19 protein-coding genes are annotated in these 23,335 nt (G+C 64.4%); 13 read left to right on the plus strand and 6 right to left on the minus strand.

Annotated features, from left to right (window positions below; genetic code table 11):
- Nucleotide 1: 1 nt before the first annotated feature.
- The 6 genes from HJY11_RS09270 to HJY11_RS09295 all read right to left on the minus strand — a co-directional run bounded on the left by HJY11_RS09270 (nucleotide 2) and on the right by HJY11_RS09295 (nucleotide 4,897).
- On the minus strand, nucleotides 2-604 hold the full coding sequence (locus HJY11_RS09270; protein WP_208075676.1) for a V-type ATP synthase subunit E: 603 nt from the start codon (nucleotides 602-604) through the stop codon (nucleotides 2-4).
- A gap of 10 nt (nucleotides 605-614) precedes the next feature.
- The gene (locus HJY11_RS09275) at nucleotides 615-923 is read right to left on the minus strand and encodes a V-type ATP synthase subunit F (protein WP_021660499.1); all 309 of its coding nucleotides are present in this window, start codon (nucleotides 921-923) and stop codon (nucleotides 615-617) included.
- A gap of 19 nt (nucleotides 924-942) precedes the next feature.
- Nucleotides 943-1,356 (minus strand): ATP synthase subunit C, encoded by a 414-nt coding sequence (locus tag HJY11_RS09280; RefSeq protein ID WP_208075677.1) that lies wholly within the window; start codon nucleotides 1,354-1,356, stop codon nucleotides 943-945.
- A gap of 96 nt (nucleotides 1,357-1,452) precedes the next feature.
- Nucleotides 1,453-3,483, minus strand: coding sequence for a V-type ATP synthase subunit I (locus tag HJY11_RS09285; protein ID WP_208075678.1), 2,031 nt, complete (start codon nucleotides 3,481-3,483; stop codon nucleotides 1,453-1,455).
- Nucleotides 3,484-3,532: 49 nt separating this feature from the next.
- Entirely contained in the window at nucleotides 3,533-4,579 is a 1,047-nt protein-coding gene (locus HJY11_RS09290; protein ID WP_208075679.1) for a V0D/AC39 family V-type ATPase subunit, read from the minus strand.
- A 3-nt stretch (nucleotides 4,580-4,582) separates the two neighbouring features.
- The gene (locus tag HJY11_RS09295) at nucleotides 4,583-4,897 is read right to left on the minus strand and encodes a hypothetical protein (protein ID WP_208075680.1); all 315 of its coding nucleotides are present in this window, start codon (nucleotides 4,895-4,897) and stop codon (nucleotides 4,583-4,585) included.
- 559 nt (nucleotides 4,898-5,456) lie between these two features.
- Here HJY11_RS09295 and recJ point away from each other — a divergent pair.
- The 13 genes from recJ (at nucleotide 5,457) to HJY11_RS09360 (ending at nucleotide 23,236) form a co-directional block, all read left to right on the plus strand.
- Nucleotides 5,457-7,460, plus strand: coding sequence for a single-stranded-DNA-specific exonuclease RecJ (gene recJ / locus HJY11_RS09300; RefSeq protein ID WP_208075681.1), 2,004 nt, complete (start codon nucleotides 5,457-5,459; stop codon nucleotides 7,458-7,460).
- The gene (locus HJY11_RS09305; RefSeq protein ID WP_208075682.1) at nucleotides 7,451-9,631 is read left to right on the plus strand and encodes a RelA/SpoT family protein; all 2,181 of its coding nucleotides are present in this window, start codon (nucleotides 7,451-7,453) and stop codon (nucleotides 9,629-9,631) included. The genes recJ and HJY11_RS09305 overlap by 10 nt, the downstream gene beginning before the upstream one ends.
- A 96-nt stretch (nucleotides 9,632-9,727) precedes the next feature.
- Complete coding sequence (gene dtd, locus HJY11_RS09310; protein WP_208075683.1) at nucleotides 9,728-10,186, plus strand: D-aminoacyl-tRNA deacylase; 459 nt, start codon at nucleotides 9,728-9,730, stop codon at nucleotides 10,184-10,186.
- Nucleotides 10,187-10,221: 35 nt separating this feature from the next.
- Nucleotides 10,222-10,839, plus strand: coding sequence for an MBL fold metallo-hydrolase (locus tag HJY11_RS09315; RefSeq protein WP_208075684.1), 618 nt, complete (start codon nucleotides 10,222-10,224; stop codon nucleotides 10,837-10,839).
- A 10-nt stretch (nucleotides 10,840-10,849) separates the two neighbouring features.
- Nucleotides 10,850-12,352, plus strand: coding sequence for a coproporphyrinogen dehydrogenase HemZ (gene hemZ, locus HJY11_RS09320; protein WP_208075685.1), 1,503 nt, complete (start codon nucleotides 10,850-10,852; stop codon nucleotides 12,350-12,352).
- Nucleotides 12,315-13,235 carry a uridine kinase family protein gene (locus HJY11_RS09325; protein WP_208075686.1) on the plus strand — a complete coding sequence of 307 codons (921 nt, stop codon included), beginning with the start codon at nucleotides 12,315-12,317 and terminating at the stop codon, nucleotides 13,233-13,235. Before hemZ ends, HJY11_RS09325 begins: the two co-directional genes overlap by 38 nt.
- 241 nt (nucleotides 13,236-13,476) lie before the next feature.
- Entirely contained in the window at nucleotides 13,477-13,881 is a 405-nt protein-coding gene (locus HJY11_RS09330) for a zinc ribbon domain-containing protein (protein WP_208075687.1), read from the plus strand.
- 51 nt (nucleotides 13,882-13,932) lie between these two features.
- A complete protein-coding gene (locus tag HJY11_RS09335; RefSeq protein ID WP_243764384.1) occupies nucleotides 13,933-16,053 on the plus strand; it encodes a glutamine synthetase III family protein in 2,121 nt (706 codons plus the stop codon).
- 546 nt (nucleotides 16,054-16,599) lie between these two features.
- Nucleotides 16,600-19,776, plus strand: a complete 3,177-nt coding sequence (locus tag HJY11_RS09340) for a UvrD-helicase domain-containing protein (RefSeq protein WP_208075688.1) — start codon at nucleotides 16,600-16,602, stop codon at nucleotides 19,774-19,776.
- 198 nt (nucleotides 19,777-19,974) lie between these two features.
- Nucleotides 19,975-21,705 (plus strand): putative polysaccharide biosynthesis protein, encoded by a 1,731-nt coding sequence (locus tag HJY11_RS09345; protein WP_208075689.1) that lies wholly within the window; start codon nucleotides 19,975-19,977, stop codon nucleotides 21,703-21,705.
- A gap of 117 nt (nucleotides 21,706-21,822) precedes the next feature.
- A complete protein-coding gene (locus HJY11_RS09350; RefSeq protein WP_208075690.1) occupies nucleotides 21,823-22,509 on the plus strand; it encodes a MazG family protein in 687 nt (228 codons plus the stop codon).
- 87 nt (nucleotides 22,510-22,596) lie between these two features.
- Entirely contained in the window at nucleotides 22,597-22,899 is a 303-nt protein-coding gene (locus HJY11_RS09355; protein ID WP_279571068.1) for an HU family DNA-binding protein, read from the plus strand.
- Nucleotides 22,900-22,996: 97 nt separating this feature from the next.
- Nucleotides 22,997-23,236, plus strand: a complete 240-nt coding sequence (locus HJY11_RS09360) for an RNA-binding S4 domain-containing protein (RefSeq protein WP_208075692.1) — start codon at nucleotides 22,997-22,999, stop codon at nucleotides 23,234-23,236.
- The last annotated feature ends 99 nt before the right edge of the window (nucleotides 23,237-23,335 follow it).

Genomic DNA, 23,335 nt, shown 5'->3' on the forward strand with positions numbered 1-23,335 from the left:
CCTAAATGGCCTTTAAGACCAGGCCCGAGTTGGCGTAAAACCACGCCCGCTGCTCCTCCAGGGCGTTGTCCAAAGTCTCGTCGCAGGCGTAGCCCTCGTCCAGGTTCTCGGCGACAAAGCCGCCCACGGCGATGGCGTCGTCGTACTCCACCCGGCAGGGGACGGAGAACGCCTCACCGCAGAGCCCTTCCAACGCCTTGTCGGCGGGGGAGAGGCGAACGGTGACAGAGGCAAAGGAGTGATCTGAGGCCACGGCCGTCAGCCGGGCCTTTAAGTAAGCGGCGTATTCGGGGGACTGGTGAAAGGACACCAGCCGGGCCCGGGCGGCCTCAAAAATTTCCTTGGCATAGCCCTCGCTGCGCTGCAGCAGCTCGGTGCGGTACTGCAAGGTGGCCTTGGAGATGGCGGTGGTCTCCCGGGTGTGGATGTCCTTTTTGGCCTTTTCCACATAGCGGGCGGCGTCCTCGTTGGCCTTGGCCTCCGCGTCGGAGAGGGCGGAAATCCGCTTTTGGGAGGCGGACTTCAAAATGGCGCTCGCCTGCTCCTCCACCGTCTGTTCGATCTCCCTGCGGATGAGTTCCAGTTTTTCTTCGTTTGAAAGCATCTAAGCCACCTCAAATCTTTACGCCGATGGCGTCTTTGATGTACCGGGCCAGGTTCTCCTCCAGGTGGGAGGAGCCGTGCCGGTCGGGGATCTCCACAATCAGGGTCGTCTTGCTCTGCTGTTTGTACTGGTAGACCAGGTCCTGACAGAGGGAGACCAGCTTCTGGGTCATCAGCACCACGGCGATGTCGGGGTCCTCCATGGCGGTTTTGAGGGCGGCCACCGTCTCGTCGTACTGGTGGACGACGGTCCCCTCCATCCCGGCCAGACGCATGCCCATATAGGTGTCGCTGTTGTCGCTGATCACAAAAAATTTCATTGCAGATGCCTTCTTTGGCTTAGACTTTGTTGAGGATCATGATGGAGATGAGCAGGCCGTAGATGGCGACGCCCTCGCCCATGGCCACGAAGATCAGGGATTTGCCGAAGGTCTTGTCGTTCTCGCTGACAGCGCCGATGGCGGCGGGGGCGGCGGCGGCGACGGCGATGCCGCAGCCGATGCAGGCGAGGCCGGTCACCAGGGCGGCGGCCAGGTAGGCCATGCCGGCGGCGGAGGAAGCGGCGGCAGCGGGGGCCTCAGCGGCGTAGCCGGCCACCGGCAAAAGCACCGCGCCCAGGCAGGTGGCGCCGAAGGCGATGAGCTGTTTTTTCATCATCGAGGGGGCTTTCTTCCCGGCTTTGCGGGCTTTGAACAGGTAGACAAACAGGGCGGCGATGGCGGCAGTGGCCGCAGTCAGAAGCAGAATATCCATGGTGATAAAACCTCCAAATCAAAAATGTCAAACGGATGTGTGTTCTTTCGGGCGCTCCCAATATGGGGAGCGGACCGCCGGTTTTGCAAAAAGGGACTAGTTGGCGTGCTCGTGCACGATCTGGCTGATGGGGGTAAAGGGCACCCCTTCGCCGGAGTAGTAGCGGCCAAACATCTCGTAGAACTCCAGGCGCAGCACCTGAATGCCCACCACCAGGCCCTCCAGCCCGATGACGAAGAGGTTGCCCAGGGCCACGGTGACGGCATAGCCCACCGGCCCGAACATCCCCGCCAGGGTGAAGACCACGCTCATCATCCCCGCGTGGCTCAAGATGAAGCCGCCGACGCGGAGAAAGGACATGGTGTTGGCCACAAAGGAGATGGCGATCTCCAGCATCTCAAAGATGTTTTCCAGCGCGTAGGCGCCAAAGCCCCCCTCAGGGAAGGCATCCTTTTTCAGCAGGAGGTTGCCCAGGGGAACCCGCATGAAGATGCAGATGATGGGGATCACGATGCAGATGAGGATGATGGGCAGGTTCAGGGAGAAGCTGACCCCCAACATCGGCAGGCCGATGGCGCTGATGACTGTGGCGTAGAGGACAAAACCAGCCACCCCGTTTTGGGAGAAGAGGGCCTTGCTGTAATCGCGGTTTTTCAGCCCGATATAGATGTTCAGGGCCATGGAGGTGAGGATGAGCACCACCCCCAGGGCCACGGCGCCGATGAGCAGCACGTTGATGGTCTGGGCGTTCATCACCTCCACCGGCTTCTCGGAAAAGCCAATGGCCCGGTACAGCGGGTCGAGGGCGTGTTCAAAGCCGAAGACCGAGCCGTAGAGGAAGCCGAAGAGGGTGGAGCTGATGCCCATGCGCATGATGATCTCGCCCAGGCGGGACTTCTTCCACCTGGCAAAGAGGAAGCCGCCCAGCACGATCAGCAGCCCCTGGCCCACGTCGCCGAACATGATGCCGAAGAGGAGGGTGTAGGTGAAGGCCACCAGGGGGGTCGGGTCGATCTCGCGGTGGCTGGGTACGCCGTACATCTCCACATACATCTCAAAGGGGCGGGCAAACCAGTTGTTTTTCAACTTAGTGGGCTTTTCGGGGCGCACCCCCTTTTCGTGGGCCTCCTTCATCGAGTGGGTCACCAGACCGGGCAGCATGGGAACCGCCCCGTCGTCGGACTTCTCGGCGGTGACCACCACGGTGGGCAGGTCGCCGAAGAGGGTCTCGAAATCGCCCTCCCTCCCCGCGGGGACATAGCCGGCAAACTCGAAGTAGTCGCCCCCGGCAAACTTGTCAAAGCTGGTGCCCACAAACCGGCGCACGCCGTAGGTCTCCTGCATGAACTGGACGGTGGCGTAGTAGGAGAGGAGGGTCTCCCGTCCCTCTTCCACCAGCCGGTCTCGCTCGCCCTTGCAGCCCTTCAAGGCCGCCTGCTCTTCGGCCAGCTTTTCCTCCAGATAGGCGGCGGCGTCCTCCGGCTCGCCGTGGAGGTAGTCGGGGATGCGCACCCGCTCAAAGTAGAGGGCCTCCATAATGGAGTCCACCTCGGCGGCGTGCTGTTCCCCCGTCAGGTAGAGGCACCACTGGTAGGTCTTGTCGTTGGCAAAGGTGAAGAGGAAAAAGGGTTTGTCCTGGTAGTGCTCCAGCTTTTTGTAGTTCTCCAGCGGCAGCCGCCCAAAGCGCACCTTCAGGTACTTGGCCCCGAACAGCTTGTCAAAACTGGTGTGAAAACTGCGGATCATGTCCAGGTGGGAGAGGTTGAGCTGGTGTTCTTCCACCAGCTTTGCGATCTCCTTTTCCTTTTGGTCGGCCGCGTCAAACCCCTGCCGGAATGACTCCACGAAATGGCGGACATCCGCCAGGTTTAGGTCGTGGCTGCTGCGCTCCAACTGGTCGCCGGGCACCGCCACCGGGGTCAGCCCAGCGGCGGTGCAGGCTGTGCGCAGGGCGTCGGCGAGCTCGGCATAGGGGTTCTCGGCGGAGGCGGCCTTGGAGACCGCCCCGCTCTTGGAGGTGATCTCCTCCGGGTGGAAGTAGTCCAGCCGGCTCAAGCGCAGGACTACCTCGTCCAAGTTTTCCAGGCGACCGATCAGGCTGACCAGAGTCGTCTTTTGTATTGCCATAGTGCGTTTGCTCCTTTCGCGTCAGGTGTTTTTCAGGCGGTGGCGCCGCCTAGATGATGAGCAGCTTCTGAATGTCCTCCGGCTGCACCCCGTAGCGGATTCCCTCCACGATGTGGATGATGTTGTCGCACTCCACCGTGCCCAGGGTCACATAGGCCAGAAAGGCGGTGGCCGCCTTGGTGGCAAAGCTGATGTGGCGACGGCTCAAGTGGTACTTGATGTAGCTGGTGTGGTACTCGATATAGAGAAAATCGTCTTTGTCGAAGTAGTTTTTGTAGCTGCTCTGTGCGATCTCCCGGATAAAGGCGTCCCCGTTGGGGGCCGCGGCGAGAGATTGCAAAAACCTGTCGGAGAGGCGGGAGTACTCGTTGTGGACGATGAACCGGTCCAGCTCCTCGGGTTTGTAGTGAAAATACACCTTGAGGCGGTAGAGGTTGGTGATGTTTTGCAGCTCCAGGCTGGTGGAGACAATGTCCATCATCTCCTGCCGGGTCTTGCCCTTGTAAGTCTCCTCGATGAGGGAGAACAACCGGTTGTAGTACTGCTGGCGCAGGGCGGTGACACAGCTGCTGACGTCGAATTCGCCGGGGGCCAGGGCAAAGGGCTCCACCGTCTTGTAGTAGGGGGTCTTCTCCAGCAGTTCCAAAAGTTCCCGCCCGGTTTCCGCCTGGCCCAGGGCCACCGCATCAAAGGAGAGGTAGTCCAGCAGGAAGGCGGGCACCTCGGGGACAAAGTGGGTCTCGCCCTCGGCGTCCAGCCGGTTGATGCAGCCGATGAGCTGATCCATCTCGATTTGGCCGATGAAGAAGCTGACGTACTGCTCCCGCTCCCTCCGGCCGGGCAGGTAGCGCACCAGCCGCAACAGGGAGTAAAACAGCTCTTTTTTCACAGTGGCTTCCAGCTGGCCGCGGTGCAGGGCCGCCGGGTTGACTGTGTCCATGGCGTCTTGGTAGCGGGTGCTGTTTTTGAGGTAGGCCGCCAGCTCGCTCAACGAGGTCTTGTGCAGCATCTCCCCGTACTGGGAGGGGGTGATCCGCTTTCCGTACATGGCCTTGATCTTGGCGAGGATGGCGTTTTGAGAGAAGGTCGTAAACATGCCCTACTCACCGCCCACGCAGCGCTGCACGATAGCATCCACCAGACTGTCTTTTCTCTGCTGGTAACTCTCGTCCAGCGCCTGCACCGCGTCGGCGTACCGCTTTTTCAGTTCCTCCGACCGGGCCTGCACCCGCGCGTCGCTGTCCCTTTGCAGTTGGGCCACCTCGGCCTTGGCCGTGGCCAGAATCTCGTCGCTGAGGGCCTGCTGCTGCTGTTCCAGCGAGTCGATGATCTGGTTTCGCTGGGTCTCGGCATCGGTCAGCTTTTTTTGGGCGTCCCGGTCGATCTCCAATAGGTTATGGATCAAATCTTCCATAGAACCTGCCTCCTTTCCCGTGTGAAGTGAACGTTCCACGGATAATCCTACTCCTTTTTTGATGGCTCCGCAATGTTGCAACTCATAAAAACCGAAAGCTGGAAAAAAGCTTTTTTGAGCAGACGGCACAAAAAAGGGAGGGAATACTGAGCACCCTGCCCAAAAAATTTAGCCGGGATTGATTTTGTCGAAAAGGGAAGGGGAGCCGGTGCAGCTGTTTTTGCCAAAAGCAAGGGGGGAAAGCCGGTTTTTGGCAGCCTGGTTTCCCGCCCTTGCCCGATGCCATAGGATCGGGCAAACGGGCGGCGTTTATTCCCCCGAAACAGGGGCGGCGGGGGGCAGGGGGATGTTTTTCCTTATATATAGCCGCCGCCGGTCGCTAGGGCGCTGCCGGTGCAGCGGGGAAACTTGCGCCGGGCGGCGGTAGGTGATAAAATAAACTGATATTGATTTTCTGCACCCCGCCGGCTTCTGCCGGCGGCCCGAATGGAAGTGGATGGCAACTTTGAGTATGAATCAGTGGATTTTACCCAACACACCGGCGGAGAAATGGTCTGCCGTGGCGGCGCAGACGGGGCTTCCCCCCCTCTGCTGCAAGGTGCTCTGCGCCCGGGGGATCGACACCCCCGAGAAGGTGGAGCACTACCAAAACGACCCCTGCGAGATCGAGGATCCCCTGCGCCTGGCCGACATGGAGCAGGGGGCGGCCCGGATTCGCCGCGCCGTCGAGGAGGGGGAGCGCATCTGCGTCTTTGGCGACTACGACGCCGACGGCATCACCTCCACCGTCCTCCTCTACTCCTACCTGGACATCTGCGGGGCGGATGTGCGCTGGTACATCCCTTCCCGGGAGTCCGACGGCTACGGCCTCAGCCTCTCGGCGGTGGAGGCGCTGCACCGCGACGGGGTACAGCTGATCGTGACGGTGGACAACGGCATCGCCTGTTGCCGGGAGGCCGAGCGGGCCGCCGAGCTGGGGATGGACCTGGTCATCACCGACCACCACCAGCCGGGGACCGAGCTGCCCCGGGCCTGTGCGGTCATCGACCCCTACCGCAGGGATTGCCCCAGCCGGTTCAAGTGCCTGGCAGGGGTGGGGGTGGCCTTCAAACTGGTCTGCGCCCTGGAAGAGCAGGACCCCCGGGTGATGCTCGACGAGTTCGCGCCGCTGGTGGCCATCGGCACCGTGGCCGATGTGATGCCCCTGAAGGGGGAGAACCGCCTCTATGTAAAGGAGGGGCTGGCCGCCCTGCCCTACTACGACAACCCAGGGCTGGCCGCCCTCATCGCCCGCTGCACCAAGGGCGGGGAGATCACCGCCCAGACCCTGGCCTTTACGGTGGTCCCCCGCATCAACGCCGCCGGGCGGATGGAGAGCGCCGAGAGCGCCGTCAAGCTGCTGACCTGCCTGGACGAGGGGGAGGCCGAGCGGTGGGTGGACGATCTCTGTGAGAAAAACGCCCAGCGCCAGCAGGTGGAGGGCGAGATCATCGAGGAGATTCGCCAGATGCAATCCCAGCACCCCGAGTACTTTGGCCAGCGGGTCATCGTGCTGGCGGGGGAGGGCTGGCACAAGGGGATCGTGGGGATCGTCTCCTCCCGGGTGGTGGACCGCTTTGCCAAGCCCTGTATCCTCCTGGTCCCCGACGGGGAGGAGGCCAAGGGCTCGGGCCGCAGTTTCGGCGACTTCTCCCTCTACGAGGCCCTGGAGAGTTGCGCCGACTGCTTGAGCCGCTACGGCGGGCACAAGCTGGCCGCCGGGCTCTCCCTGCCGGTGGAGCGCATCGGCGAGTTCCGGGAGCGGATCAACGACTACGCCCGCAAGACCCACCCCACCATGCCCCTGCCCACCCTGCGCATCGACGCGGCGGCCGACTTCGGCGAGCTGACGCTGGAGACGGTGCTGGCGCTGGAGGAGCTGGGCCCCTACGGCCACGAAAACCCCAAACCCAACTTTCTGCTGCAGGGGGTGCAGGTCGAGGGCGTCTACCCCATCTCCGACGACCGGCACGTCCGCCTCAAGTTGAAAAAGGGCGGGGCCACCCTCTTTGCCGTCTACTTCCGGGTCTCCTCACAGGAGTTCAAGTACGCCCCGGGGGACCGGGTGGACGTGGTGGTGACCCTGGACTTGTACCAGTATCTGGGGGAGCAAAACATCTCCATCAAGGTCAAGGATATCCACCCGGCCGGACTCTCCCCTACCATTTACAGCGAGATGGCCCTCTACCAGAAGATCGAGCTGGGCGAGCCGCTGGACGACGGGGAGCTCACCCGGGCCATGCTCACCCGGGAGCAGGTGGCCCTGTGCTATAAGGCCGCCCTCTACTTCGGCCCCGCCGTCGGCGACTTTGTCCTCTTTTACAACAAGATGGCCGGAAAGCCCATCACCTACTGCCAGATGATGTTGGCCCTCAACGTCTTGGCAGAGTTGGGCATCTTGACGGTAAAGCGGGAGAAGGGCAAGGTCTTGCTCCTGGTCAACAAGGGGCAGAAGGCCGACCTGAACGCCTCCCGCATCCTGCGGGAATTGACTGCGAAAAGGACTGCTGCACTATGTATTTAAGCTACGAACAGCTGCGCGAGAAGCTGGCCGCCGGCGACAAGTACGACCTGGCGGTCATCGACCGCGCCTATGCGCTGGCCTACGAGGCCCACGGCGAGCAAAAGCGCCGCTCGGGCGAGCCCTATATCACCCACCCGGTACAGGTGGCCGCCCTGCTCTGGGAGCTGGGGATGGACACCGACTGCGTGGTGGCGGCGCTGCTGCACGACGTGGTGGAGGACACCCCCACCTCCCTGGACGAGGTCTCCAAGCAGTTTGGCCCCGACGTGGCGCTGCTGGTGGACGGGGTGACCAAGCTGGGCAAAATCCAGTTCACCACCAAAGAGGACGAGCAGGCCGAAAACATCCGCAAGATGCTCCTGGCCATGTCCAAGGACATCCGGGTCATCCTCATCAAGCTCTGCGACCGGCTGCACAACATGCGCACCCTGGAGGTGATGCCCGAACAGCACCGCAGGGACAAGGCCCTGGAGGTGATGGAGGTCTACGCCCCCATCGCCCATCGGCTGGGCATCAGCTCGGTGAAGGAGGAGCTGGAGGACCTGGCCCTCAAGTACCTGGACCCCTTTGGCTACTACCAGATTCAGGAGTACCTCAACAGCCGCAAGGTGGACACCGAGGACTTTTTGGAGATCGTCACTGGCCGGATTCGGGAGCGGCTCAAGGACTACGAGGACGTCATCGAGATTTCCGGCCGGGTCAAGTCGGTCTACGGCATCTACCGCAAGGTGTTCATGAGCGGGCGCAGCTTCGACGAGATTTACGACATTGTGGCGGTGCGGATTCTCTGCAACACCGTCAACGAGTGCTACAACATTCTGGGGCTGATGCACGACCTGTTCCGCCCCATCCCCAACCGGTTTAAGGACTACATCTCCACCCCCAAGCCCAACATGTACCAGTCGCTGCACACCACCGTCATCTCCAAGGAAAAGATGCCCTTTGAAATTCAGATTCGCACCTACGAGATGCACCACACCGCCGAGTACGGCATCGCCGCCCACTGGAAGTACAAGGCCGGGGTGCGGGGGAGCGACAAACTCGACGAGAAGTTGGCCTGGGTGCGCCAGCTTCTGGAGGCCCAGAAGGACTCGGAGGACGCCCGGGACATCATCACCAACATCAAGAGCGATCTGACCTTTGAGGAGGTCTACGCCTTCACCCCCAAGGGGGATGTCAAGAGCCTGCCCAAGGGCTCGACGGTGATCGACTTCGCCTACGCCATCCACTCGGGGGTGGGCAACTCGATGGTGGGGGCCAAGGTGGACGGGCGGATCGTCTCGCTGGACTACCAGATTCAAAACGGCGAGATCATCGAGATCATCACCACCAAGTCGCCGAACCGGGGCCCCAGCCGGGACTGGCTGAAGATCGTCCACACCAGCGAGGCCCGCAACAAAATCCGCACCTGGTTCAAAAAGACCCAGCGGGAGGAGAACATCCTCGAGGGCAAGATCGAGGTGGACCGGGAGTTCAAGCGAAACCAGATCGCCGTCAACGACGAGCAGTTAGAACAGCTGCTGATGGGGGTGGGAAAGAAGTACCAGGTGGGCAGCCTGGACGACTTCTACGCCGCTTTGGGCTACGGCGGCATCAACCTGACGCGGCTGATGCCCCGCATCAAAGAGGCCTACTCCAAAATGGTCAACCCCGCGCCCCCGCCGGCCCCCCTCACCAAGGAGGAGGTGCCCCTGACCAAATCCAAGCACACCTCCTCCGGCGGGGTAGAGGTCGAGGGGATCGACAACTGCCTGGTGAAGTTTGCCAAGTGCTGCAACCCCCTGCCGGGGGACAGCATCGTCGGCTTCATCACCCGCGGGTTCGGGGTCTCGGTCCACAAGGCCGACTGTCCCAACGTGCTGGCGGCCAAGAACTTGGAAGAGAACAGCGAGCGCTGGGTAAAGGTCAAGTGGAGCGCCTCCAGCCGGGACTCCTTCAAGTCCACCCTGCAGCTGGTGGGGCTGGACCGGCAGGGGCTGTTTGCCGACATCTCCATCGCCCTCTCGGCCATGCGGGTACCCATCTTCGCCATCAACGCCCGCAGCCTGCAAAACGGCTTTGCCGACGTGATGATCACCATCGGCATCTCCAATGTGGAACACCTGACGAGCATCATCGCCCGGCTGCAGAAGATTCAGGGCGTGGAGAGCGTGCAGAGAAGCAACCAGTAGATCCCCGGTGGACGGTGGTCCGGCGGGATGGTATACTTGTGAACGATCGGCGGGCAGGCCGCCCGCCACTGGGAAGAAGAGAGAGGAGCGAGCGCGGTGAAAGCGGTATTGCAGCGGGTCACCTCGGCCGGGGTGGCCATCGACGGCGGGCCCCGGCAGGGCATCGGCCCCGGTTTGGTCATTCTGTTTGGGGTGGAGGAGGGCGACCAGAGGGAGTACGTGGACGCCTTTGTGCAGAAGATCGTCCACCTGCGCATCTTCTCCGACGAGGCGGGGAAACTCAACCTCTCCCTGCTGGATCAGGGGTATTCGGTGCTGGCGGTGCCAAACTTCACCCTCTGCGCCAACTGCAAAAAGGGGCGGCGCCCCTCCTTTGAGCGCTCGGCCCGCCCGGACTTCGCCTCCGCCTGCTTTGACGCGCTGGCGGCAGGACTGCGGGCGGCCGGGGCGGCGGAGGTGGTCTGCGGCCGCTTCGGCGCCGACATGGCGGTGGACCTGGTCAACGACGGGCCGGTGACCCTGATTCTGGACTCGGCGGAGATCGTCAAACAGTGAGGAGAGCGGGGCTGCCCCGCAAGAGGGAGGAACACATGGAAATTGGGATGATGACCCTGGGTGCCCTGGGCACCAACTGCTACCTGGTGTACGGCGAGAAGAAGACCGGCATCCTCATCGACCCGGCGGACAGCGGCGACACCATCATTCAGTGCATCAAGGCCGAGGGGGTGGAGGTGAAGTACATCGTCCTCACCCATGGGCACTTTGACCACATCGGGGCTTTGCGGCAGGTGCAGGAGTTCACCGGCGCGCAGATCGCCATCCACGAGAAGGACGCCTACCGCCTGCCCCGGGCCGACCGGGAGGCCGCCCTCTTCGGCATGCCCTGCGAGGCCCAGCCCCGGGCCGACGTGCTGCTGCACGACGGGGACGAGATCAAGGTGGACGACCTGCTTTTCCGGGTGCTCTTCACCCCCGGCCACACCGAGGGGAGCATCTGCCTGCTGGGGGGAAAGGCCCTCTTCACCGGGGACACCCTCTTTTGCGGCAACGTGGGGCGGACCGACCTGCCCGGCGGCAGCCTGCCCTGGCTGGAGACCTCCCTGGCCCGGCTGGCCGCGCTGGAGGGCAACTACGCCGTCTACCCCGGCCACGGGGACGTGACCAACCTGGATGCGGAGCGGCGGCAGAACCCCGCCTTTATGGCGTAGGGGCGAGGCGATGAAGGTATTGGTATTGGGCCACCGCCTGCAGTACGAGGTGCAGAATCTGGTGGGGCTGTTCTTCCCCGGCGAGCGGGTGGAGACGGCCTTTGAAAAACAGCCGGACTGGCAGGTGCTGACCTACCTGCGGGAAGGGCGGCGCGCCACCCGGCTGCTGGTCCTCTGCCGGCTGGGGGAGGAAGGCGGGACCCTGCGGGCCCACAGCGCGGTGGACCCAGGGGAGCCGGGCCACAAACAGCGCTGCGAGATGGCCTTTGGCGAGCTGCTCTACCAGCTCTTTTCCCAGGTGACCGGCTACCGCCCCAAGTGGGGGGTGCTCACCGGGGTGCGGCCGGTGAAGAACATCCGCCGCCGGCTGGACGGGGGGATGGACGAGGCGGATCTGCGCCGCCTCTTCTGCGGGGAGTACCGCGTCAGCGAGCAGAAGTTTGACCTGGCCCTGCGGACCGCCCGGGTGCAGGAGCGGGCCCTGGCACCCCTCCCCCCGGCGGGCCCGCGGGATGTGAGCCTCTATGTCTCCATCCCCTTCTGCCCCAGCCGCTGTCTCTACTGCTCCTTTGTCTCCCACTCGGTGGAGAAGGCGCATACACTGGTGGAGCCCTATTTGGAACTGCTGCTGCAGGAGATCAGCGCCACCTTTGCCCTTGTGCGGCAGCTGGGGCTGCGGCTGCGCACCGCCTACATCGGCGGGGGGACCCCCACCATCCTCACCGCCGGGCAGATGGACCGGCTGCTGGAACACCTCTTTGCCCTGGTGAAGGACCCCCTGGAGGAGTTCACCGTCGAGGCCGGGCGGCCGGACACCATCGACCGGGAGAAGTTGCGGGTGATGCGGCGGTACCCGGTGAGCCGGATCAACATCAACCCCCAGACCCTAAACGATGCGGTGCTGGAGCGGATCGGCCGCCGCCACACCGCCGCCCAGACGGTGGAGAGCTTCTACCAGGCCCGGGAGGCGGGTTTTGCAAACATCAATATGGACCTGATCGCCGGGCTCCCGGGGGACAGTTACGAGGGCTTCGTCTCCACCCTGGACCGGGTGGTGGCGCTGGATCCCGAGAACGTGACGGTACACACCCTATCGGTCAAGCGGGCGGCCGATTTGAAGAGCACTGCGATGGTCCGCTACGCGGCGGCCGACGCCCCGGTGGAGCGGATGGTGGACTACGCCGCCGCCACTCTGGGGGCTGCCGGGTACGACCCCTACTACCTCTACCGGCAGAAAAACACCCTCGCCAACCTGGAGAATGTGGGCTATGCCAAGCCGGGGTTCGAGGGGCTTTACAACATCTACATGATGGAGGAGCTGCACACCATCCTCGGCTGTGGGGCCGGCTCGGTGACCAAGCTGGTGGGCCGGGGCACCCGCCCCATCGAGCGCAGCTTCAACTACAAGTACCCGCAGGAGTACATCCGCCAGTTTGCGACCGTGCTGGAGCGCAAGGGGAGTTTGGAGGAGTTTTATGGCTGTCTTTCAGAAGCGGAACATCCCACTGTATGAGATAAACTACCGGGCCAAGGAGCCAGAGGCGTTTATCGCCGCCTGCGACCGCCGTTACGAGGGCGCTCTGGCCGCCATCGTGGGCGACGCCCTGGAGACCCTGGGGGAGAAAAACGTCTTTATGCTGGCGGGGCCCTCGGCCTCGGGCAAGACCACCACCGCCCACAAGCTGGCCGCCGCCTTCGGCCGGCGCTCGGTGGAGGCGCGGGTCATCTCCCTGGACGACTTCTACCGGGGGCGGGGCTTCTGCCCCAAGCGGGAGGACGGCACCGAGGATTACGAGACGGTCCACTCCCTGGACCTGGACTGCTTTACCGCCTGCATGGAGAAGCTGCTGGCCGAGGGGGAGGCGGAGTTTCCCATCTTTGACTTTCAGGTCAAGCAGCGCGCTGCGGAGACCCGGCACATCTCCCTGGGGGAGAACCAGGCCCTGATCATCGAGGGGATTCACGGGCTCAACCCCCTGCTGACCCGGGGGATCGAGGGGCGGGTGAAGCGGGTCTACGCCACTGCCATGGACCGGTTTGTGGGGGACGACGTGGTGCTCAAGACCAACGATCTGCGCTTTTGCCGCCGGATCGTCCGCGACTGCCGCCACCGCAACGTCTCCGGCGCCGAGACGGTGGACATCTGGCCCTATGTCTGCGACGGGGAATTTGTCTACATCAAGCCCTACCGGTCCGAGTGCGACTACTACGTCAACACCGCCTTTGGCTATGAGCCGGGCATCTACGCCGGCTATCTGCGGGCCATTTTGGAGGGGATGGGGGACATCCCCCAGACCGGCAAGGTGGGACACATCCTGCGCAAGCTGCAGCGGTTTGTCCCCATCGACCCGGCGCTGGTGTCCAAAGAGGCCATGGTACAGGAGTTTATTGGGTAAACCGAGAGTCACGAGAGGGGCTGCCGCCCCCCTCGCGAACTCCCCCTGCACGGGCCCTGCTCCCCTGCGGGACCGATGGGAGGGGGCACAGCCCCCTTCCGTTCCCGGCCTCCCTCTCCCTCCCCCCGCGGAGGAGGACGGGGACGGAAGCAGAGGGATAAATAGAGAGTTTGAGACCGGATTGGCCGGTTTGAGCTGATACGTCTGTACATTTTGAAGACGCGACAGGAGGTTTGCGACCATGGGATTTTGGGACGATTTTGCCGACACCACCAAACAGGTCTTTGACTACACCGGCAACAAGGCCGACGAGTTGGTGCAGAAGGGAAAGCTCAAGTACCGCATCGAAAAACTCAGCTACCAGCTGCGCCAGCAGCAGCGGAAGCTGGGGGCATTGGTCTACGGGCTGAAGAAGGCCGGCAAGGAGAATGCCCCCCTGCTGGAGGAGTGCATGGGACAGATCGACGCCCTGGTGGACCAGCTGCGGGAGGCCCGCAGCCAGTACGACAGCGTGGGCGGCAGCAAGAAGATCTACTGCCCCCGCTGCGGCTTTGAAAATGCCGACTACGCCCTCTACTGTATCTCCTGCGGGCAGAAACTGCAGGAGGACGAGGGCGAGAAGGAGCCCCAGCCCCCCCAGGAGTAAAGGGGAGCGGCCGGAGGAGAGAAGAGAGAGAACAGGGAGAGAGGTACCTATATGAGCATGGAACGGGCAAAGAACTACCCCATCGACTTTTTTGGCGAGAATGTCTTTGACGACGAGGTGATGCAGCGCTACATCCCCCACAAGACCTACCTGGAACTCAAGAGCGTCATCGAAAAGGGCCAGACGCTGAATTCCCAGCTGGCCGACGTGGTGGCCAACGCCATGAAGGAGTGGGCCATCTCCCGGGGGGCCACCCACTACACCCACTGGTTCCAGCCCCTCAACGGCTTTACCGCCGAAAAGCACGAGTCCTTCATCTCCCCCACCGGGGACGGCGGGGTGATCACCGCCTTTTCGGGGAAGATGCTCATCAAGGGCGAGTCCGACGCCTCCAGCTTCCCCTCTGGCGGGCTGCGTGCCACCTTTGAGGCCCGGGGCTACACCATGTGGGACTGCACCTCCCCGGTCTTTTTGAAGGAGGACAAGTCGGGGGTGACCCTCTGTATCCCCACCGCCTTCTGTTCCTACACCGGCGAGGCGCTGGACGAAAAGACCCCCCTGCTGCGCTCCCTGAAGGCGGTGGAGGAGGAGGCGCTGAAGATTTTAAACCTCTTCGGTTTCTACGACGTGAAAAAGGTCACCCCCTCGGTGGGGGCCGAGCAGGAGTACTTCCTCATCGACCGCAAGTACCTAAACTCCCGGCTGGACGTCAAGTTTGCCGGGCGGACCCTCTTCGGCGCCCGCCCCCCCAAGTGCCAGGAGCTGGAGGACCACTACTACGGCAACCTCAACGAGAAGATCTCCTACTTTATGAAGGAGCTGGACAACGAGCTGTGGAAGGTGGGGGTCACCGCCAAGACCAAGCACAACGAGGCCGCTCCCTCCCAGCACGAGTTGGCGCCGGTCTACTCCTCGGTGAACATCGCCGCCGACCAAAACCAGATCATCATGGAGACTTTGCACAAGGTGGCCGCCCGCCACGGGCTGTGCTGCCTGCTGCACGAAAAGCCCTTTGAGTACATCAACGGATCGGGCAAGCACAACAACTGGTCCCTGACCACCGACACCGGGCTCAACCTCTTTGAGCCGGGGAAGACCCCCTACGACAACATGATGTTCCTCCTCTTCGTGTCGGCCATGATCAAGGCGGTGGACAAGTACAGCGGGCTGCTGCGCCTCTCCACCGCCAGCTACACCAACGACTGCCGGCTGGGCGGGTACGAGGCGCCGCCGGCCATCCTCTCCATGTACCTGGGCAGTGACATCCAGGAGATCTTGCAGAAGATCGCCGAGGGCAACCGGGACAGGGAGGGCTGTCCCCGCAAGATCATGGACATGGGGGTGGCGACCCTGCCCCGGGTGCACGCCGATTCCAGCGACCGCAACCGCACCTCCCCCTTTGCCTTTACCGGCAACAAGTTCGAGTTTCGGATGTTGGGGTCGTCCATGTCCATCTCCTGGGTGAACACGGTGCTCAACACCATCTGCGCCGACGTCCTCTCGGAGATCGGGGAGCGGTTGCAGGGCTGCCAGGACTTTGACGCAGAGGTGCAGCAGATCATCAGTGAGATCTACCGGGAGCACGGGCGGATTCTCTTTAACGGCAACGGCTACGGGGAGGACTGGGAGAAAGAGGCCCGGGCCCGGGGGCTGCGGTGTGTGCGGGACACGGTGGAGGCCGCCGAGGTCCTCAAGGAGCCGGCGGTGCGGCGGGTCTTTGAGAAGTTCTCCGTCCACAGCGGGGTGGAACTGGACGCCCGCTATGAAATTGTTTTGGAGACTTACAGCAAGAAGTGCGCCATCGAGGCAAAGACCATGCTCTCCATCTGCAACCGCCAGCTGTTGCCCGCCGTGCGGGCCTACCTGGCCCAGCAGGCCAACGAGTTTGTCGCCCTGGGGAAGGCCGAGCTGGAGAGCGGGTTTCTGCGCGAGCACATCTACGACTTAGACGAAAACTGCCGCCAGCTAAACGACCAGACGGCGGTGCTGCGCAACGCCGTGGCACAGCTGGGGGCCTACGAGGACCCGGCCACCGCCACCTACTGCCGGGACGTGCTGATCCCTGCCATGCGGGCGGTGCGGGAGACCGCGGACTATCTGGAGACGGTGGTCGACAAGCGGTTTTGGCCCCTGCCCACCTACGACGAAATCCTCTTTGACGAGCAGGCCTAACAGGCGCGCTTTGCGCGGCTGTCTGCCATCCAACTTGCCAGGGCACCGCCCTGGCATTTTGCTGCGCAAAACCGCCGTCTGGGGGTGACAGGCGCGCTCTGCGCGGCTGTTAGGTCTCCAAAATGCCGCGGCGCTGCTGCGGCATTTTTCTTTTGTCAAACCCGCTCCCTGCTTGTGCCGGGGAGAAGGGAGCACCGTCTGTCTGCCCGGAAAGAGGGGGGAGGGAGACGGCTAAAAGCCATCGCTTGCCCAGTTGGAAGAGAAGGGAGCGGTCACGCCAAGGCGCCGTCTCCTCAGTCGGGAAAGGGAGGCGCAGTGCAGAGGAGGGCTCTTCCTCACTGCGCGGCGGGAGAACACTCCCCCAAAAGCCATTTCCTGCCCGCCGGACAGGGCCAAAAGCGCCTTTTTTAGAGGCGCGGGGCAGCGGGAGAAGGACGGCAGGACAGGAGGGAGGGGCGGGAACGTTCCGCTCCTCTTTTCGTTTGCCCCTTTTCCAGGGGCGAAAAAAGGGGTAAAATGGGGGAAAAAGACGAGAGAAGGGGCTTTATGTATATTGCCGACTTGCACATCCACTCCAAGTACTCCCGCGCCACCAGCGCCGACTGCGACGCCCCCCACCTGGATCTCTGGGCCCGGCGCAAGGGGATCGGCCTGGTGGGGACCGGGGACTTTACCCACCCGCTCTGGCGGGCGTCTTTAAAGGAGTGCCTGGAGCCGGCCGAAGAGGGGCTCTACACCCTCAAGGCGGAATACCGCCTGCCCGATGACACCGCCGGGATGGCGGAGCCGCCGCGGTTCGTGCTGTCGGGGGAGATCAGCTCCATCTACAAACAGGGGGGCAAGACCCGCAAGGTGCACAACTGCATCCTGCTGCCCAGCCTGGAGGCGGCCGAGGAGCTGGCCCAGAGGTTGGAGGCCATCGGCAACGTCCACTCCGACGGGCGGCCGATTTTGGGCCTTTCCAGCCACGACCTGCTGGAGATCGCCCTCACAGTCTGCCCGGAGGCGGTCGTTGTCCCCGCCCACATCTGGACGCCCCACTTCTCCCTCTTCGGCGCCTTTTCGGGGTTTGACACCCTGGAGGAGTGCTTTGGCGAGCTCACCCCCCACATCCGCGCGGTGGAGACGGGCCTCTCCTCCGACCCGCCCATGAACTGGCGGGTCTCGGCCCTGGACGGGCTGCAGCTGATCTCCAATTCCGACGCCCACTCCCCCCAGAAGTTGGGGCGGGAGGGCACCTTGATCGACGGCCCCCTCTCCTTTGCGGGGATGGCCCGCGCCATCCAGACCGGTGAGGGGCTGGCGGGCACGCTGGAATTTTTCCCGGAGGAGGGAAAGTACCACCTGGACGGGCACCGAAACTGCGGCCTCTCCCTCTCGCCGGAGGAGACCATCGCCCTGGGCGGGGTCTGTCCGGTCTGCGGCAAGAAGATCACCATCGGGGTGGAACACCGGGTGGAGGAGCTGGCCGACCGGCCCCGGGGCGCGTCCCGGCCGGGGGCCAAACCCTTCGAGAGCATCTGCCCCCTGCCCGAGGTGATCGCCGCCAGCGTCGGCGCGTCGGCGGCGGGGAAGCGGGTGCAGGCCCAGTACATGGAGATGCTGGCGGAGTTGGGCCCCGAGTTTGCCATCCTGCGGGAGGTGCCCCTCTCGCAGATCGGGCTGGCCGCCGGTCCCTGCGTGGAGGAGGGGATCCGCCGCCTGCGGGCAGGGGAGGTGGAGCGCGTCCCCGGCTTTGACGGCCAGTTCGGAAAGATCACCCTCCTCTCCCCCTCGGAGATCGAGGTGCTCAGCGGCCAGGTCTCCCTCTTTGGCGCGTCCCGGCCGGGGAACCGCAAGAAGGGGGCGGCCCGGGGGGCAAAGGGGCCTGCCGGGCCGGGGAAGAAGGCTGTGGCCGCAGCGCCATCGGTGCAGGAGGGCCCGATCCTCAACGAGGAGCAGCGCCAGGCGGTGATGGCCGAAGAGCCGGCGGTGGCGGTGATCGCCGGGCCGGGAACCGGCAAGACCGGCACCCTGGTGGCCCGCATCGCCCACCTGATTGAGGAGCGGGGGGTGCGCCCCACCGAGATCACCGCCGTCACCTTTACCAACCAGGCGGCGGCCGAGCTGCGGGCCCGGCTGGAAGGGCGGCTGGGGGGCAAGCGGGCCCTGCGGGGGCTGACGGTGGGGACCTTTCACGCCATCTGCCGGGAGCTGTTGGGGGGCGCCGCCCTCATTGGCGGGGGGGAGGCCCTCGCCCTGGCCGCCCAGATTGCCGGGGAGATGGGGCTGCAGATCGCCCCCCGCAAGGTGCTGGAAGGGGTCTCCCGCATCAAGGCGGGGGGCGACCCCGCCGGCGCCGGGGTGCCCCTCTCCCTCTTCGAGGAGTACGGCCGCCGGCTGCGCGCCGCCGGCCTGCGGGACTTTGACGACCTGCTGCTGGACGCCCTGGCGCTGGACACTGCCGGCAAGCGGTGTTTTCGCCACCTGTTGGTGGACGAGTTTCAGGACGTGAGTGACCTGGAGTACCGGCTGGTGGCCAGGTGGAGCCAGGGGGGAACCCTTTTCGTTATCGGCGACCCAGACCAGTCGATCTACGGCTTTCGCGGGGCCGAGGGGCGCTGCTTTGAGCGGCTGCGGGCAGAGCGCCCCGCCCTGCGGGAGATCGCCCTGGTGAAAAACTACCGCTCCACCCCCCAGGTGCTGGGCTGCGCCCTCCCCCTGATTGCCCACAACCCGGGCGGGGCGCGGCGGCTGGAGGCCACCTGTCCCGACGGGCCGGCGGTGCGGCTGCTGCGGGCGGGGAGCGAGTTTTCCCAGGGCATTGCCCTGGCCAAAGAGATCGGGCGGATGACCGGGGGGATGGACATGCTCGCCGCCGGGAACCGGGGGCGGGAGCCGGAGCGGCTGCGCGCCTTTTCGGAGATGGCGGTTCTCTGCCGCACCCACCGCCAACTGGAGACGGTGGAGGAGTGCCTCCGCCACGACGGCATCCCCTGCGTGATTGCGGGGCGGGAGGACTTTTTGCAGGCCGAGCGGGTGCGGGGGGCGCTGGGCTTCTTTCGCTCCCTGCTGGAGCCGGGGGACCCCCTCGCCGCCGCGGCGGGTCTCCAGCTGGGCTTTGGCTGCCCGGCCGACCTGGCGGCGGCCGTCGCCGCCCATCTGGCGGAGGTGGGGGCCTGGGACCTGCCCGCCTTGGAAGCCGCCTTTGGCGGACAGAGCTGGGTCGACTGCTGGCTGGCGGCTGCCGGGGAACTGCTGCCCCGGGCGGCCAAGGAGAAGCCCCGCAAGCTGCTGGAGCGGTGGGTCGCCCTCTGTCCCGGCGGGGGGGAGAAGGCGGTGGAGCGGCTGTTGGCCATGGCCATCTTTTCCCCCACCATGCCCGCCTTTTTAGAGACCCTCCTCCTGGGCAGGGAGGGGGACATAAAGCGCGCTTCGGGGCGGGAATACGCCTCGGGCGCGGTCTCCCTGATGACCCTGCACGGGGCCAAGGGGCTGGAGTTCCCGGTGGTCTTTCTGGCCGGGTTCAAAGATCGCTCCATCCCCCTGGAATCGGGCCGGGGCCCGGTGGACCGGGAGGAGGAGCGGCGGCTGTGCTATGTGGGGATGACCCGCGCCAAGGAGGAGTTGATCCTCGCCGGCTGGGGCGACCCCTCCCCCTTTGAAAGGGAGCTGCCCGCCGGGGCCTGCCAAGTCCAGACGGTGGGGGAGGCCCCCGCCGCCAAGCAGCTGACCCTGTTTTGAGGGACGGCTAAAAGGAGGGGGCTGCCGGGAGGTTTCGGCCCGGCGCGGGAGAGGGCCCCTGCAGAACAAAAGAGCGAGCGCCTTTGGGCGCTCGCTCTTTTGTTGGGTCGGGCGGGGACGCGCCGCCGCATATCCCTCTCTCCCGGGGCATATAAAAGGGGGAGAAGGCAGTGTGAAAAGGCGGGGGGAAAGCGGCAGATGGACAGCAAAAACAAGCGGCAGTCGTTTTTGGAAGGGGCGGTCATCCTGGCCGTCAGCACCATTGTGGTCAAGGCCATCGGCGCCCTCTTCAAGGTGCCGCTGATGAATCTCTTGGGCGGGACGGGGATGGCCTACTTCATGACCGCCTACGAGATTTTTAACCCCATCTACGCCCTCTCCATCGCCGGGTTCCCGGCGGCGGTCTCCCGCCTGGTGAGTGAGAGCGTGGCCCAGCGCCGCTACCGGGACGCCCGCAAGATCGTCCGGCTGTCGGTCTGGTTTTTTTTGGCGGTGGGGGGCGTGGGGTTTTGCCTCCTCTTTTTCGGCAGTGGGCTGCTGTGCCGCTTGGTGGGAAACCCCGACGCCAGGTTGGCGGTGGCCATGCTGGCCCCCAGCCTCCTCTTTGGCTGCGTCACCTCGGCGGTGCGGGGGTACTACCAGGGGATGCGCAATATGATCCCCACCGCCGTCTCCCAGGTGGTGGAGGCGGTGGCCAAATTGGTGCTGGGCATCGGCCTGTGCTACGGCACCTTTGTCTACGCCCTGCAGGACTACGCCGGCACCGGTGCGGTCTTTGGCCGCCCGGCCGCGAACCTGGCCGACGCCAAGGAGCTGGCCATGCCCTACGCGGCGGCGGGGGCGATTCTGGGGGTGACCCTCTCGACGCTGGCCTCGGCTCTCTACCTGGGGTGCAAGTACAAGTTCGGGCGGGAGACCATCCCCCCGGCGGCCATGCGGGCCGCCCCCCGCAGCGAGAGCGCCCGCTCCATCGCCCGGCGGCTGGCCAAAATCGCCCTGCCGGTCTGCCTGGGCACCTTTGCGGTGAGCCTGACCTCGGTCATCGACCTCTTCTCGGTGATGAACAGCCTGGAGGTGGCCGCCGCTTCGGGACCCGCGCTCATCAACCAGATGTACGGCCTCTCCCTCCCCGCCGGCCAGATACCGGCCTTTCTCTACGGGGCCTATTCGGGCATCGGCGTGACCCTTTACAACCTGATCCCAGCCATGACGGCCACCTTTGCCACCAGCGCCCTGCCGGCGGTCACCGCCGCCTACGTCTCGGGCGGGAGGGAAGCGCTAAAAAAGGGGGTGCGCTCGGTCTTTCGGATGACCTCGGTCCTCTGCATCCCCGCCGGGCTGGGGCTGGCCGCCCTCTCCCGCCCCGTCTTAGAACTGCTCTACGCCGGCCGGCCGCAGGAGATCGCGGCGGTGGCCCCCTCGCTGACCATGCTGGGGCTGGCGGGAGCCCTCCTGGGCTATACCGCCCCGGTTTACAGCATGTTGCAGGGGGTGGGCCGGGCCGAGGTGCCGGTCAAGCTGATGGGGGTGGGGGCCCTGATCAAGCTGGGGTGCAATCTGACCCTCTGCCGGCTGCCCCAGTACAACCTGAAGGGGGCCGCCCTGGGCACCCTGCTGTGCTACCTCTTCATCGCCGCGGCGGCGCTGGTGATCCTCACCCGGCAGGTGGGCTTTTCCCTGGGCTGGGGCCGCTCCTTCTTCGGGCCGCTGCTGGGCGGGGCGCTCTGTGCGGTGGGGGCCCGGCTGAGCTGCCCCCTCTTCGCCCACCTGGGATTGGGGCGGATGGCCGCCCTCCCCGCCATCCTGCTGGGGGCGGTCATCTACCTGGTGACCCTCCTCTGCACCGGCTCGCTGGAGGGGGGGGACCTGCTGGCCCTGCCTGGGGGGAAGAAGCTGGCCCCCCGGCTGGCCCGGTGGGGGCTTCTCTAGGGCGGACCGGCAAAGCGGTCCCCGCGCCAGCGGGGGCCGCTTTTTGGCGCGGGCGATTGACGGGCCGGCTGCAGGGGGGTACAATGGCAAAAAAAGCCGGCGAAAGGAAGTGCGGAAATGGAGTTTTCCACAAAAGAGCGGTATGGGGTGGAGGATTTGCGGGCGCTGGTGGCCTTTCTGCGGGCGCCGGGCGGCTGTTCCTGGGACGCGGCCCAGACCCACCAGTCCATCCGCCGCAACCTCATCGAGGAGACCTACGAGGTCTGCGACGCCATCGATCAGGAGGATATGTCCCACCTGCAAGAGGAGCTGGGAGACCTGCTCTTGCAGGTGGTGATGCACGCGGCGATGGAGGAGGAGCAGGGCGGTTTCACCTTTGACGACGTGGCCGACGGCATCTGCAAAAAGCTGGTGGAGCGCCACCCCCACCTCTTCGGCGGGGAGAAAAAGGACTGGGAGGAGATCAAGCGGGAAAAGGGGGGCGTGACCTCGGCCGCCGCGCACGCCGCGGCAGTCCCCCGCTGCCTGCCGGCCCTGATGCGCGCCAAAAAGGTGCAAAAGCGTCTGGGGTTGGAAATGTTTTCCTCAAATTCGCCTGAGAATGCGGTTTGCGCCCTAAAAAGTGCGGTCGATCGGCTTGACAAAGGCGGGCAAAACTGTGATAATGTGAAAGAAGAATTGGGGGATGTGCTCTTTGCAGCCGTCGCGGTGGGCCGTCAGAGCGGCATTGACTGCGAAGAACTGTTGGCCGAGACCTGCGACCGGTACATCCAGGCTGATTCCGAGCGGGAAGCGGGCCAGTGAGCGTGTGAGTGCTTGAGAGGACCCCTTCTTTTTTGCCGGGCGACTTTCCGCCCTCCCAGCTGTCGGCTGGGAATTCTGTCAAAATAAATGACGAAATTATTGGAGGAACGCAACATGACTAAAACCGATCTGATTGCAAAAGTAGCGGAGCAGGCTGAGCTGTCCAAGAAAGACGCCGAGAAGGCTGTCACCGCCACCATCGACGCCATCTCCGCCGCTTTGGTCGACGGCGATAAAGTCCAGCTGGTGGGCTTTGGCACCTTTGAGGTGCGCGAGCGCGCCGAGAGAAAGGGCCGCAACCCCCGCACCAAAGAGGAGATCACCATCCCCGCTTCCAAACTGCCCGCTTTCAAAGCCGGCAAGGCCCTGAAAGACGCGGTGGCCAAGTAAGCTTCCGAGATCGGACTGTAAAGGAACTGGTGTGAGCCAGTTCCTTTTTTTGCAGGCGGGCCGCGCGCCCGCCAATGGGCGGAGAGGGGGTGTTTTTGTGCGGTTGGACAAGTATCTGAAGGTGGTGCGGCTGATCAAGCGGCGCACCGTGGCCAACGAGGCCTGCGACGCGGGCAAGGTGTCGGTCAACGGAAAGGCGGCCCGGGCCTCCTACGACGTCAAGCCCGGCGACATCATCGAGATCGACCTGGGCCAAAACCCGTTGAAGGTGCGGGTTTTGGAGGTGGTGGAACACACCCTCAAGGACGATGCGAAAAACTACTACGAGATTCTCTAGCGGCCACCCCTTGAAAGGGGCGGCGAGAGGGGGGCTGTACCGCCGGTGCAGCCCCCCTCCCTGTTTGCGGGGAGGGATTGTCCGGTTCTTTTTAAAAAC

It is taken from the genome of Bittarella massiliensis (ex Durand et al. 2017) (assembly GCF_017566145.1).
In the GTDB taxonomy this organism is placed as follows: Bacteria; Bacillota; Clostridia; order Oscillospirales; family Ruminococcaceae; genus Bittarella; species Bittarella massiliensis_A.